Here is a 14,690-nt window from a genome sequence, read left to right as displayed (position 1 = left end):
CAAATTTATTGTTTACTCGCAGGCTTGTTCTGAATGCTCAACGCACATGGCAACGGCTTCACTCTTTTTATCGAAGTCGTGCGTTAAGCAGTAATCAAAACGCATGGTTAACTCAATTACTTGTTCATCCGTGCGCTCTGGCCATTGCCAGTCTCTCACTATTTGCCTTGCTGCCTTTCTAACGTCTTTACTAAAGCGCTTAGGTGCTGAATTTTCAATATTTAAGTTTTTCACATCGCCTTCTGGCGTTACCTGAAAGTTGACAATAGCGCAGCCACTGCCTTGTCGATTTAGCAGCCCTGTCGGGTATTGTACATGGTGCATTGGTGGCAGCCGTTGCCAGCTAGGCTTATCTGTAGTGGTATCGAGTACCTGCGCTTGAATATCAACAAATGGAAATTTACGTGATAAATCAGGGTTTGCGAATGAGCTGATTGATGCGCATACGAGCGTTAATGCTAAAAGTGATTTATACATAGTTTTCCTTAACTTGTTTGTTTTTTAATCTACCCCAAATTTAGCGTTAAAAATTATCTTTGTAAACTAGAGGCTTGGCTAAAATTTAAGGGATAAATGTATTGTTATACTATAACCTATTTTTTATTTATGTTATTTTATAACAAATCATTTCTCTTAACTTTTTACAATCAGACCTTATGAAGTACTCAACTCTTAGTTTAGCCTTAGCTGCGGCGTTTGCAGCGAATACACACGCAGCTGATAACAGCGATATCGAAACGATCACCATTGAACATAAACAGGCGTTTCGTGGTGATATTCCAACAAAAGATTTACCGCAATCGATCACTACATTAAGTAAAGACATGATGACTGATAACGGTATTACAAAGTTTCGTGATGCACTGGATTTTTCTGCCAGTATTACTCGTAAGAATAATGGTGGAGCACTGTGGGATAGCTATTCAATTCGTGGTTTGTCAGGTAACGAAAATATGCCGTCTGGGTACTTAGTTAACGGTTTTAGTGGTGGTCGCGGCTTTGCAGGCCCACGTGATGTATCAAACATTGAATACATCGAAGTATTAAAAGGACCTGGCTCGGCACTCTATGGCCGTTCGGAGCCAGGTGGTACAGTAAACATTATTACTAAAAAGCCACAGTTTTATCAGCAAGGGCAACTTCAAGCTGAGTTCGGTAGCGATGATCACAAGCGTATTCAAGGTGATTACACTAATGGTTTAAGCGATGATTTAGCATTTCGTATCAATGGCGCATGGCAAGACAGTGACAGCTTCAGAGACTATGTACACCACGACAAATTCGTGATTACGCCTTCGCTTTATTATCAAATCAACGATAACTCATCGCTGACTTATGAGTTTGAGTATGTTGATCAACAGCAAATGTATGACCGCGGTATTGTGGTGTTAAATGGTGATTTTGATACCGTGCCTGAGTCACGCTTTTTAGGTAACCCAAATGATGCACCAACCAAAGTGCACTCACGCGGCCATCAATTAAATTACAGCAACGACCTTAACCAAGATTGGAGCTTGTTATTAGGTGCTAGTTACCGTACTGCAACGTTAACGGGTTATTCGTCAGATGCTGAGCTTTCACCATCGCGTCAGTCATTATTTGATGATGGCAGAACTTTAACTCGCCAGCACAGATACCGTGACTATGAGTCTGATGATTTATCGCTGCGTTTTGAATTAAGCGGTCACTTTGATGTTGCCGGTATTACTAACCATGTATTGATTGGTGTTGACGGTTACGACTATGAGCTGCGCACTGGGCTTTATCGCTACCGTGGTGGTAATGGCACTTACACCATTGATATTTATGATCCAGAGTACAGCACTACAGAAGGCCCTGAAGTGGGCATGCAGTACGAAAATAACGAACAGCAAAATGCGTACGGTATTTACCTGCAAGACCAACTAGATCTAACCGATAACTTAAAAGTGATGTTAGGTCTGCGTTTTGATGAAATTGAGCAAGATATCTTTGAAACTAAGTCTGGTGTGGCATCAAACAGCAAAGAAAACCGCATTAGTCCACGTTTTGGTGTGGTTTACGCACTTAATGACGACATTAACCTTTACTCAAGCTATTCAGAAGGCTTTTTACCACTGAGTGGCACCGATGCAGAAGGTAATCCATTCGGTTTTGAAGAAAGTGACTCGTTTGAAGTGGGTGTTAAATTTAGCTACGCCAATATCAGCGGTACGCTTGCTTATTTTGATGCAAGCAAGAGCAACATGCTGGTGGCAGACCCAGTAAATGTGGGTTATTCAACACCTGTAGGTAAAGCAAATAGCACAGGTTTTGAGTTAGATTTAACAGGTTCATTGGATGACAATACCGAGTACAACCTATCTTATGCCTATGTTGATGCCGAGACTGCAACAGACAGTCTAAATGTTGATTGGTTAGTGCCAATTCCTAAGGGCAGTCCACTTGTGAACGTACCAAAGAATAACCTTTCGATTGGCTTAAACCATGACCTAAATCTATTCGCACAAGACATAAAGATTGGTGGTCATTATCAATATGTGTCTGACCGTTTGGGCGACCCAGCTGATCTTACCTTCCGTTTACCGAGTTACCAAACTGTTGGTTTATTTGCTAAATGGCGAGCGACTGAACGTACTACGGTATCATTAAATGTCGATAACGTGTTTGATGAGCAGTATATTGCTAGTTCTTACAATGCATTGTGGGCCTACCCAGGGGCGCCGACGCAATTTAAACTTGGCGTAAGTTATGACTTCTGAGCAAGTTAAAAGCCGTATTCACAGTATCGATATCATGCGTGGTGTCGTTATTCTGCTGATGCTACTTGATCATGTGCGAGAGCGATTTTTCTTGCACATGCAGGTGGCCGATCCCATGGTGGTTGATACCACTTCGCCAGGGCTTTTTTGGAGCCGCTTTGCTGCGCACTTTTGTGCGCCAACCTTTATCTTTTTAACCGGTTTGTCGGCGTGGCTTTATAGTCATCCAGCAAGTGGCGTGGCGCGCTCAGCACGAAGCTTTTTAATCAAGCGAGGGCTTTTTTTAATCGCCCTCGAAGTGACCCTGATTTGTTTTTCGTGGATGGGTTACTACCATACCATTTGGCTACAAGTGATGTGGGCGATTGGCCTTTGTATGCTGGTGTTAGCAGCATTGATTAAGCTGCCACGCAACCTATTGCTGGTGCTTGGTTTAGTTATTGTATTTGGTCACAACTTACTGACTCCAATCAGCTTTACTCCCGATGAGTTTGGCTACTCGCTGTGGACGATTTTGCATGACCGAGGCTATCTATCACAAGGCGGTTTAATCGACGTCAAAATTAGCTACCCAGTGCTGCCTTGGATTGGCGTAATTTTGTTGGGTTACTATGCAGGTCCTTTATATGCACACACTCAATCGGCAGATTCGCGTAAACGAGCATTACTACTGTTAGCCCTGTTATGTGTGGGATTATTTGCGCTGCTGCGTGGTTTTAATATCTATGGTGAAACCTTGCCGTGGCAAACGTTTAGCACTACAACCGAAACCATGATGTCGGTGTTTAACGTGACTAAGTACCCACCGTCACTGAGCTTTTTGCTGATCACGTTAGCAGGCATGTTTGTTGGCTTATGGTTATTTGAAAGACCATTAAACCGCTTTACTAATGCGCTACGTGTATATGGCTCTGTGCCTATGTTCTTTTATATTTTCCACCTCTATGTACTGCTATTTATGTATCAAATAGGCATGCTGATCTGGGGGGCAAATCAAGGACAATATTTAGGAGTCAGTGATATATCAGGTATTTGGTTTATTACTTTGTTGTTGGCAGTAGGGCTTTATTGGCCAACCAAGAAGTTTAGTGAATACAAGCGTAAGGCTAACAAGGCTTGGTTAAAGTATTTATAACGAAAAATGCCGATATGCTAAGCATATCGGCATTACCTACTTACTATCCTAATTAACTAGTCCTTAGTTAATTCGAGATTTTTTACGACGAAGTGCCATCAGTGGTGCAACAGCTAGTAGTAACCAGCCGAATGAACCGCTTGATGATTTCTTGTCTTTTTCAATCTCAGCTTCTGGAGTCACTGCCTCAGGGAAAGTACAGCTACCATCATCAGTATTGGCGCTTTCATCATAGTTAGATGCTGAACTGTCAGTACAGCCAAGCTCTTCACCATCAGACATCACCGATAATACAAATGAACTCATTGCTGCATCAGTTGGGTTAACGCTGTCGCTAACTTTTACTGTTACATCAATATCACCATGGAAGTGCGCCGCTGGCGTGATAGTCACAGTGCTACCTGATGTGTGACCAGATACTTCATAAGTGAAGTTTTCGCCTAACACTTCGATTTGGTTGCTCACTTGGTTTTCGTCAGCATAAAGCACGTCAAAACTAATCGTTTCGTTCTCTGCCACCGACATATCAGTTAAGGCTGCCATTTCTAGGTTACCGATAACTTCTAGGTCAAGGGTGATGGTTTCATCATCTGCGCCAACTAAACCATTTGTAAGTGATAGTTGATGCGTTTGATTCGCCGCTTGCTCACCAATGTACGCTTGGAATTTCACGTCAAACTTAGAAATCTCAGGACCTGTGTAGTCAAGACACACAACCAGTTTGTCGTGTAGTACTTCGTCCATATTGTCGAAGCCGTACTTGTTACCGATGTTTAAATCGATTGGAATATCACCACTGATAAAGCCACGACCATCAGCAGCTTTCAAGCCGATAGAACCTTGTGCATCAACTAAGCTTAGGTTGTCGTAAGCAAATAGTAGCTCGTATTCACCTGGCTCATAGTCAATGCCCATACGCATGAACATTTCAACATCAACTGATTGGCCTTCAGTTCTTGAGCGCTGGATATTATCCCACTCAAGTACTAACCACTCACGCGATACCGTGTAAGTTGGTGTGATACCGGCGTTGGCGTCATAGTTACCGTAACCACCATCAACACGCTCTGGGATAGTGTTGTCACCAACCCAGAATGGTGCGATTAGGTAAGGCGGCGGTGGCGGCTGAGTGTAACCTTCTGGCAGTTCAACGTGGAATGGCGTTGTACGGCCTTGCGAACCAAATGTGACTAAGCCAGCTGGGTTAAGTTTAATTGAGTCAAAGTGGTACTTATTAAAGAATGGGAATGACACATCAAGGTTAGTGTTCATGATTTCTTTAAATGTGTACTCAAACTCGTTGTAGTAACGACCTTCAACACCTTCTAGTGTACGCCAGCCAAGCTCACGTAGTTCTAGGTAGTGAGGATCTGGTGAATGCGCCGATGTTAATGAACACATTTCGTCTGTGATGTTGGTGGTAATGTTATAATTACGCTCAACATTTTTAGTCGTCTCTTGAACACCAACTAGTGCTAGAGCGTTGCTATCTAACATTGGTGTTACTGGCGTTGAGTTAGATGCGACAATGCTGTCAGGAACAATGTCTACGCCCGCAGGAAACTCAGTGTTTAGTGCAAATTGACGCGCTTCATCTTCGTTATTAGCAATAACGCTGATTTCGAAGTCAACTAAATCACCCACAAATGCTTTGTCTTTGTTAGCTGTAAAGGTCACGTCTTTATCAACTTGCTCGATGATCACTGGCACAAAACCAAGATTACCCGCATCTTCTGGGTTGCTACCAATATCAAAGCCACCAAAGTAGATATCGCCAACTTCCATATCAGGTAGGTTATAAGCAAGGTCAAGCTCAAGCTGGTCATAACCCGGTACGCTGCTTGGGCCTGTTACGGTTAATGAACCATTGTCTTCAGTGGTCACCGCTGTCGCAAATGATACTTCGATACCTTCATCAACTTCACCATACGATAGAGTCTGTAGGCTCATGTATAGCGTAAAGTATTCACCCGCTTCAGGGTCAACAATATTACAGAAGTTAGTTAGGGTGTAGCTCGTTGACATACATAGCGTTTCTTCATAAGACGCAATGCCATCACCGTTACTATCTTTACCCATGAACACAAGTACACGTGACGTGTCGTTCATCACGCTTGCGCTTAGCATTTTTGCGCCTTCTGGCACTGTCGTCCACTGAATGTGGTTGTTGTTCACAGCTTCGCCTTCACCTACAACCTCTACGCTATCGAATGGGTCGCCTGGTGTGGTGTCGTTAAATAGGTGTACTGTTTCAACTTGGCCTTTTACTAAGCCGTACGATTGTGTGGTTAGGTTGCTAATTTCATCAGTATTGAATGGACCCACTTTCATCGTTGCAGAACGGCGGTGAGCATCAATTTGAATATACTCAGGTAAACCGGTATCACCAGCGAAAGTCCATACAGGCATTTCTAAAATTGGTGATTCAGGATTGCTTGAGGTCATTACGATTTGACCTTGGTTACCTGTGTAATCAACAATTTCTTGTGGTGTTGCTTGTTGGCTTGCTTCAACCGTAACAACAATGCTTTGTGTCTCACCTGCTTTAATATCAAAGTTGCTTGGCTCAACACTAATTTTGCTATTACCAATCCAGTTTTCTGTATGAAGTGTCCAGCTTGCGTCTTCTGTCGCCGTAAAGGTTCTGATAAACGTACACTTAAAGCCACAGTCATTATCAACCATGTAAGCTGTGTTTAGTGCTTTTTCACGGCCACCAAGGCTTGGGTTAGCAGCACTCATGTTAGCAATGGTTTCATCAAGCAATAGGCCTGCTTTATCAGCACGCTCAACTTGCATTTTACCCGAACCCATTTCAGCAAGGGCAGCATCAAAGCCATCATCGGTGTAGTTGTTTAGGTACTGTGCTAAAGCAACTTGATTGTTTGCAGTTAACATCAATGCTGATTGAATTTGCATTGGTGTCCAATCAGGATGAGATTGTTTTAACAATGCTGCCGCACCCGCAACGTGTGGGCTTGCCATTGATGTACCAGACATAGATTGCCAGTCTGAAGTTGCAGGGTTGCTAGTAAATGGTTGATCGTCAGATGATGGCGCATAGATATCAACACCCGGAGCCGCAACGTCTACAAGTAAGGTGTCAAAACCAAAGTATGATGGGCCACGGCCAGAGAAGTAAGCAATGCGGTCTTTATCTACAGCATCTACAGTACCTTCGGTTGCTTCAATGGTACCCATGTGGCTGTCGCCTGTGCTTAGCCAGTCAAGTAAGCTCGTACCATCGACGTTTTTAATGTGAATGGTAGGGATAGGGTAAGTGACTGAAGGAATCGTGTAGCGATCGTAGAATGATACATGGTTATAAATAATTAAACCTTCAGCACCACCTGCCTCTACGTTTAGCGATTTAGAGTACAGCGGGTAAGAACTACGTTTACATACGACAATCACATCTTGCGCACTTTCGTCGATAGCGGTTGCTGGGTCATCAACTAAATCAAATGTCCCTTCAGGGAATGGCTTGTCACAGTTGGCAAGCGCATAGCTTGAGCTTTCATTTGGATTTTCAAAGTCAGTTGCGGCAACGATTAAACCTGTTAGCTCGTTAAAGTTTACACCTGCACCAGCAAATGGTCCTGGCGCTGCAGTATCGCCACCAGTTAGGTTTTTAAGTTGTTTGTTACCAAAATTGACTTTAGTTGAAGGCGTATGAGCTGCAACTGTGGTTACCCAAGGTGAAGAGTGGTCAGCCGTTGAATATTCAGGGCCGCTGTTACCTGCCGCTACCGCCACAAATACACCGCTTTCAGCCGCATTCATGAACGCTTGCTCAATTGGGTCGCTCCATGGATCTTCTTCAAGGCCACCTAATGAAGCATTCAGTACGTCAACATTATCAATCGCTGCTTGTTCAACAGCAGCTAAGATTGCGCTTGTTGGACAGCCTGCATAAGGGTCACCAGAACCACCCGGCCAACATACTTGGTATGAAATGATATTAGCATGTGGCGCCATACCTGATACTTGCGGGAAAGTTACATTGGTTTCTAAACCAGATGATTGGCTTTCATACTCAGTCAGTTTGTAAGGAATATCGTAAAGGATATTACCTGCCGCTGTACCTGCAACGTGTGAACCATGGCTATGATAGTCTTCACCATTTTCTGGGCGAGTCTCTTCAAATACAGAATCCACATAAGCTGCGGTGATCTCAGGGTATGAGTACACACCAATTAGCTTGTCGTTACACAGATCAGCAAATTCAGCGGTTGCACAGTCACCTAGGTACTTGTCGCCTAGAGGGTTGGTGTGAGTGTAGCCATCGCCGCCTACTGCTGCGAATGATGGGTGATCGGTATTGATACCCGTATCGATGATACCGACAACCGTGCCTTCACCTTTGTTGCTACTAGGGTTGCTAGCACTTGCGCTCCAAAGAGCAGAAGCACCGGTTTGCTCAATGGTATTAAAAGTATTTAGGCTGTAGATTTTTGAGCGAGTGATCTTCTTAACACCAGCCACTTTAGCAAGGCGCTTCGCTTCATCTTGTGTCATTTGGGTGGTGAAACCGTTTAATGTCACATTGAATGTGCGCTCAACATTTAGCTGTAAGCCTTGCTGACTCATCGCAGTACTCAGTACTGATTGGCGCTTACTTGCTAGGTGGTTAGCGTAAGTTGCGATAGCAGGCTGCGCCATATTAAGCGTTGAGCGTGTTGTTGCTTGTTGCGTCTGCATTACCACATCTTTAGTGCTCGCAAGCCCTTTAACACCACCTTGGTAAGTTGAAATTGGTGCATCGTCCAGTTGCACGATATAAGTTTGAATACCACTAATATCTTTCTCTGGTGTGAAAACGCGGCTTTGTTTTTTAACTGTGTTATTAACCTTGTCTTCCCACACAAATTCATTGGTAACGGTTTGCTTTGGCGCATAGCCTGCTGGCTGTTCTGGCCATGCCTGGTCATTTAGCGCAGCAGCAGACGTACCTACACCTAAGTAAAGTGCAGATGCGACCATCACTGATACTTTTTTCATATTGAACATGTGATCTAACTTCCCTCGAAGGATTATAATTATGAGCTCGCGCTAGCGGCGAACGGTTGTAATCAGTAGGGATAGTGTTGAGTTGTGACTATAACATCAATGAAATGTAAACAATTGGCACACACTGTTACAGCTTGGTACATTTTTACCGAAAAACTGTTTATCGAAACAAGATGCTTGCTCTTGCTCCGCTTAAGGTTTGTGCGTTATCTAGGCTAAACTTTGCGTTATTCCATAGGCACAGTTGCTTAACTATTGATAAGCCAAGCCCAACACCTTGGTAGCCTGTTTGGTGCACCGAAGCGGTTTTTGAAAATGGCTGCATGAGGCTGGCGCGCATGTGTTCTGGGATCCCTGGGCCATCATCTTCAATCACTAGCAAAGTGCCGTTTTCGCATTGTGAAAGCCTGATATGAATTTGCGTTTTAGCAAAGCGAACCGCGTTGCCGAGTAAGTTTTGCAATAAGCGTTGAAAGCTTTGTTTATCAACGCTTATTGCTGTTAATTCGCAGTCAAGACGAATAGCCAAAGGGCTATAGCTTTTAAACTTAGTAATGCAGGGCTGTAATAGCTCTTCTGGGCAGTAGTCTTTCACTAACAAGGTGGGTTCGCATTGTTCAAGCTCGGCATAGGTTAAAAACTCTTCGACTAAAAGCTCAAGTTCAATAATGTCTTGCAACACACTGTGCCGATAAGCGTTGTTATCAACGACTGCTTCGAGGGCGAATTTAGCCCGCGATATAGGCGTTAAAAAGTCATGAGAAACAGCATTGATCAATTCGCGTTGGCTTTGATTACGGTTATGAAGCGCTAATGCCATGTTATCGAAGGTATCGCCAATGCTCTTTAGCAAGCTAAAACGTGTGAAGTGGACTTGTGCTGTAAAGTCGGCATTAGACATTTTACTACTGGCTTTGCGTAGCTTATTTAAGTCAAACAGCAGTGGGCCTGTAAAAATCACCACAGCTAAGGCAAGGCTAGAGTAAAATAGAAGGCTTACTAAAGACTGATAGCCCTGATCAGCAGGCTGGCTGTAGGGGCCAATGCTTAATAAGGTCTGTCTATCATCGGCAAGTTTATGAAAGTAAAGGTTGTTATTGGCATCGTTAACACTAATTACCTGACCTGCTAAAAGAGATGCCTGTAATTGTTCACCAAGGTAAAAGTTCGCCAGAGGTGTGTGTTTAATATCAGGGTTATTGGGGGCAATACTCAAGATGTTTTCTGCTAACTGCTGCTCTGTACTGTAACTCGGTGGGTTTGGAAAATAGGTTTCTAGTAACCAAGCGGCACTTCCTAGACAAACTGCGAGGGTTAAATACAAATAACAAAACAGGCGTAGCAAACTGCATTAACCCCACGCTTGTGGAGAAAAAATATATCCTTTACCCCAAACAGTGACGATTTTTTGTGCCGGCACCGCTTCGTCACCGAGCTTTTTGCGTAAGCGACTAATGCGGCCATCGATAGTGCGGCTTTGACCATCGTATTTACGGCCAATAGTGCCATCAAATAACTGATCTCGACTGACCAACTGACCCGCTGATTGAGCTAGTTGGATCAGTATTTCGAACTCTGCACTGGTCAATTCAAGTGGCTGGCTATGCAGGTAAGCCTCGCGCTGAATAGTATTAATACTTAAAGAACCAAAGCGAATATTATGGGCGTTATGGGTGGTACTTGTTGGCTTAACAGCATGGCTGCGGCGAATGGTATTGTTAATTCGCGCTAATAAAATGGACGGGGAAACAGGTTTGGTTAGGTAATCATCGGCGCCTAGCTCAAGGCCAGTAATATGATCGACTTGGCTCTGCCTTGCGGTCATAAAAATAATTGGCGTATCTTGATATTGTTTTAGTTCTTTAAATACCTCAAAACCATCTTCTGATCCTAATCCGATATCAAGCAAAATTAGGTCGTATTTTTTGCAGCTTGCTTGGTAACAGGCATGGCAACCACTTTCAAAGTGCTCAATGGTATAGCCATGGTCAGTTAAATAATTAGAAACTAGCTGGGCAAGTTTTAAATCATCTTCAATATATAAAATAGTATGCTGGCTCATCAAAAAATACTCCATGCGATATCACGTCGGCGTTTTTTAACATGCTGGTGGAATAAACTAATTTCAGTGCTTTCTAATGGCTCTAGCTGTTCGCTAAGTAGCTCTAATACAATGTTTCGATTGTTTTGCACTGTGATTGCAAAGTTCTGCCCTTGATTTGGCTTTTGGCAGAACAGCCTAATTTGTTGATCAGTAACGCGAATGCACACCGTTTCGCTGACTTCGGTATACCAATTAATCGATACATCCATCACGCAGTCTTGCTCTATCGTTACACAGTTTTCTGGTGTTGCCTCGATATAACCTGCTTGTGCGAATGTACTGCCAACAAACGCGAGGCTACAAATGAATAAGAGTGAAAAAAGCTTCGTACGCAACATCATCAGTAATTCCATGCAAAGCCAGCATAAAAAGACAGTAAGTTGCTGTCATCGATAAGGGGGCTATCGGCAATACCCGATGATAAGCGTTGGTATTTTATATCGCTGATAAATTGCCATTGTTGATTAAACTGATATTGGTAACTGGCTTTTAGATTGTACTTTTGACTAGAGTGACCTAAAAAAGGGCTAAATCCGGCTCGTATCTCTTGTTGTGCGCTGCCATAGTAGTAATCCACTAAACCAGCACTTAAATGTTGTATTTCTGCGCCAAGCAAAACCAGATGCTGATCAAACAAAAACAAGCGCTGTGCAGACAATGCGCCTTGCAACCCTTTGTGATAGTTGGTGAGCTCCATTGACCAATACGCGCTAAAACGCCAGCTTTGCCAGTCAACAATAGCTTCAATACCGCTCATGGCAGACAGTTTACGTTTTGATATTTTAGTAATATCACCGCGGCGCTTTGTCAGCGCTGGTGTTTCGATACCTGAACCGGGTGGTGGCGGCGTCATTGAGGGGCGGCCGCCGGTTGTTCTAATCGCGGTCAGTGCTGCTGAGTGTTTAGCAAAATACAGCCCATCTTCATTAAGTTGGGTGAATAACGACACTTGATAGTTATCGCCCCACACGGGTGTCCAAGCAAACTGAGTATTTGCAAATGAAAAGTCACCGGCAAATACCTCAATGCGCGGTAGGGCATAAAGAGGAATGTCGTCTTTTTTATAAACCGGGTTGTCGAGTTGGCCATAACCTAAGCTTAAACCAAGGCTTACTCCTTCATCTGCTAAATACGCAGAGTCAGTGCTACTTGCCATTGGTGAAAGGCAAAATGCACTAATTAGAAATAAAACTCGTAGCCCAAGTGAGCAACTACCTAGAACAGTCACAAATAAACAACCTTAATGAAAAATCTTGTTAACATTAAGTTGTTATTAATGGCTTGAACAATGAAATAATGTACCAAATTGTAGCAAGGTCTGGTTTTTGTAACCTAAATTAGTTAAGGAAATTGCTTGATAAATAAGTATATTTCACTAATTTGGTTCGGTTATTTTGAGCGGTGTCGTCATTTCTTTAGTTAGAAAAAGTTATTAACAATAAAATGGTGTTAAAACCTGCGCTTAGCGGTACAAAATGGCCCTAAATACACGTCATTACTGGCATGGCGGTTTATTAAGTTGCTATTTGGGTGAGTTTTTGCGATATTATTTATATTATAATATTAACAGGAAGCTAATAAGATGACTCTGCCTAGTTCTCAATCTGCAAATGCTATTCGCATACTTGCTGTCGATGCCGTTCAACAAGCTAACTCAGGCCACCCAGGTGCGCCTATGGGTATGGCTGATATTGCAGCGGTATTGTGGCAAAACTTTCACCGCCATAACCCATTAAATCCAGACTGGTCTAACCGTGACCGCTTTGTGTTATCAAATGGCCATGGTTCAATGCTTCAATATGCATTGTTACACCTAAGCGGTTACGACGTAAGCATTGAAGATATTAAGCAATTCCGTCAGCTTCACTCTAAAACACCGGGTCACCCAGAATATGGTTATACTCCGGGTGTTGAAACAACTACTGGCCCATTAGGTTCTGGTATTGCTAACGCAGTTGGTATGGCAATCGCTGAAAAAACTTTAGCAGCACAATTCAATAAGCCAAAGTTTGATATTGTTGATCACTTCACTTACTGCTTTATGGGTGACGGCTGTTTAATGGAAGGTATCTCGCACGAAGCATGTTCACTGGCAGGTACATTAGGCCTAGGCAAGCTAATCGCATTTTGGGATGACAATGGCATCTCTATCGATGGTGAAGTAGAAGGTTGGTTCACCGACGATACGCCTGCACGTTTTGAATCTTACGGTTGGCAAGTTATCCGTGATGTTGATGGTCACGATATGAATGCAATTGCGGGTGCAATCGAAACGGCACAAAGCAACACTACGCAACCAACACTAATCTGTTGTAAAACAGTGATTGGTTTTGGCTCGCCAAATAAATCAGGTAGCCACGACTGTCACGGTGCACCACTGGGTCACGACGAAATCGCAGCAGTACGTGAGCAGCTAAACTGGCCGCACCCTGCATTTGAAGTTCCACAAGAAGTTTATAACGAGTGGAATAATCAAGCTAAAGGCCAAGAGCTTGAAGGTGCATGGCAGCAAAAGTTTGCAGCTTATAGCAAAGCACATCCTGAACTTGCAAAAGAATATACACGTCGTGTTCTCGAAAAAGCATTACCAGCTAACTTCGCTGAATTAGCTGATGAGTACATTGCTAAATGCCAAGCCGATATGCAAAACATTGCGACACGTAAAGCATCACAAAATGCGATCACTTTCTTTGCTAACCAGCTTCCAGAATTAATGGGTGGCTCTGCTGACCTTGCAGGTTCTAACTTAACGTTATGGCCAGAAGCAAAAGGTTTACAAGATGCAGCTGATGGTAACTACGTATTCTATGGCGTACGTGAGTTTGGTATGAGCGCAATCATGAATGGTATTGCATTACATGGTGGCTTCATTCCATTTGGCGCAACTTTCTTAATGTTTATGGAATACGCACGTAATGCAGTACGTATGGCAGCATTAATGAAAGCGCAAAGCATTTTTGTGTATACCCATGACTCAATCGGTCAAGGTGAAGATGGTCCAACTCACCAACCAATCGAGCAAATCGCTAACCTTCGCATGACACCAAATATGACTGCATGGCGTCCGTGTGATGAAACTGAAACAGCAGTAGCTTGGCGTCAATCGTTATTAAAAGAAACTGGCCCAAGTTCACTGATCTTCAGCCGTCAGGGTACCAAAGCGATGGCACGTGATGCACAGCAAGTTGCTGATATTGCAAAAGGGGGTTATGTACTTGTTGATAGCGAACAAGCCGCAGAGCTTATCCTTATTGCAACGGGTTCTGAGGTAGAGTTAGCTGTGAATGCTGCTGCTGAGCTAAAAGCACAAGGCAAGCAAGTTCGCGTGGTATCTATGCCATCAACAAATCAGTTTGACAGCCAAGATAAAGCATATCGTCAAAGCGTGCTACCAGCGGGTACACCAAAGATTGCTGTTGAAGCTGCACACCGTGACTTCTGGTTCAAGTATGTTGGCCAAGATGGTGATGTACTAGGCATGGACACATTTGGTGAGTCAGCGCCAGGCGCGGTATTGCTTGAGCATTTTGGTTTCACAGTGGCAAATCTAGTTGCAAAAGCAAACGCATTACTTGCTGAATAATGTGACTGGTAAAAAATTATCGTAATCGCAACACGATAAGCCTGCTTTTACTAAAAGGCAGGCAATAAAAAAGCCCGCAAACTTTGGTTTGCGGGCTTTTTGCTGCTTAAACAATCG

General features: G+C 43.4%; 9 protein-coding genes. 3 read left to right on the top strand and 6 right to left on the bottom strand.

Going from position 1 to position 14,690, the window contains the following annotated elements:
* Window positions 1-12: 12 nt before the first annotated feature.
* On the bottom strand, window positions 13-477 hold the full coding sequence (locus VRK28_RS11450) for an energy transducer TonB family protein (RefSeq protein WP_054563006.1): 465 nt from the start codon (window positions 475-477) through the stop codon (window positions 13-15).
* Window positions 478-656: 179 nt separating this feature from the next.
* Between VRK28_RS11450 and VRK28_RS11445 the strand changes: the two genes are divergently transcribed.
* Complete coding sequence (locus VRK28_RS11445; RefSeq protein WP_332393957.1) at window positions 657-2,741, top strand: TonB-dependent siderophore receptor; 2,085 nt, start codon at window positions 657-659, stop codon at window positions 2,739-2,741.
* A complete protein-coding gene (locus VRK28_RS11440) occupies window positions 2,731-3,876 on the top strand; it encodes a DUF1624 domain-containing protein (protein ID WP_332393956.1) in 1,146 nt (381 codons plus the stop codon). The genes VRK28_RS11445 and VRK28_RS11440 overlap by 11 nt, the downstream gene beginning before the upstream one ends.
* A gap of 63 nt (window positions 3,877-3,939) precedes the next feature.
* Here VRK28_RS11440 and VRK28_RS11435 read toward each other — a convergent pair whose 3' ends face one another.
* The 5 genes from VRK28_RS11435 to VRK28_RS11415 all read right to left on the bottom strand — a co-directional run bounded on the left by VRK28_RS11435 (window position 3,940) and on the right by VRK28_RS11415 (window position 12,218).
* Window positions 3,940-8,886 (bottom strand): S8 family serine peptidase, encoded by a 4,947-nt coding sequence (locus VRK28_RS11435; protein ID WP_332393955.1) that lies wholly within the window; start codon window positions 8,884-8,886, stop codon window positions 3,940-3,942.
* Window positions 8,887-9,046: 160 nt separating this feature from the next.
* Window positions 9,047-10,231 (bottom strand): ATP-binding protein, encoded by a 1,185-nt coding sequence (locus VRK28_RS11430; RefSeq protein ID WP_332393954.1) that lies wholly within the window; start codon window positions 10,229-10,231, stop codon window positions 9,047-9,049.
* Between the two features lie 6 nt (window positions 10,232-10,237).
* Window positions 10,238-10,948: a response regulator transcription factor gene (locus VRK28_RS11425; protein WP_062566360.1), complete on the bottom strand. Its 711-nt coding sequence runs from the start codon at window positions 10,946-10,948 to the stop codon at window positions 10,238-10,240.
* Complete coding sequence (locus VRK28_RS11420; protein WP_165385111.1) at window positions 10,948-11,331, bottom strand: DUF3019 domain-containing protein; 384 nt, start codon at window positions 11,329-11,331, stop codon at window positions 10,948-10,950. The genes VRK28_RS11425 and VRK28_RS11420 overlap by 1 nt, the downstream gene beginning before the upstream one ends.
* Window positions 11,331-12,218, bottom strand: a complete 888-nt coding sequence (locus VRK28_RS11415; RefSeq protein WP_332393953.1) for a MipA/OmpV family protein — start codon at window positions 12,216-12,218, stop codon at window positions 11,331-11,333. The genes VRK28_RS11420 and VRK28_RS11415 overlap by 1 nt, the downstream gene beginning before the upstream one ends.
* Window positions 12,219-12,572: 354 nt before the next feature.
* Here VRK28_RS11415 and tkt point away from each other — a divergent pair, with 354 nt between their 5' ends.
* A complete protein-coding gene (tkt, locus tag VRK28_RS11410; protein ID WP_130167334.1) occupies window positions 12,573-14,573 on the top strand; it encodes a transketolase in 2,001 nt (666 codons plus the stop codon).
* Window positions 14,574-14,690: the final 117 nt, after the last annotated feature.

Source organism: Pseudoalteromonas sp. P80D2 (assembly GCF_036680945.1).
Classification (GTDB): Bacteria; Pseudomonadota; Gammaproteobacteria; order Enterobacterales; family Alteromonadaceae; genus Pseudoalteromonas; species Pseudoalteromonas shioyasakiensis.
The sequence above is the reverse complement of the archived record's forward strand: the minus strand, read 5'-3'. Positions and strand labels throughout refer to the sequence as shown.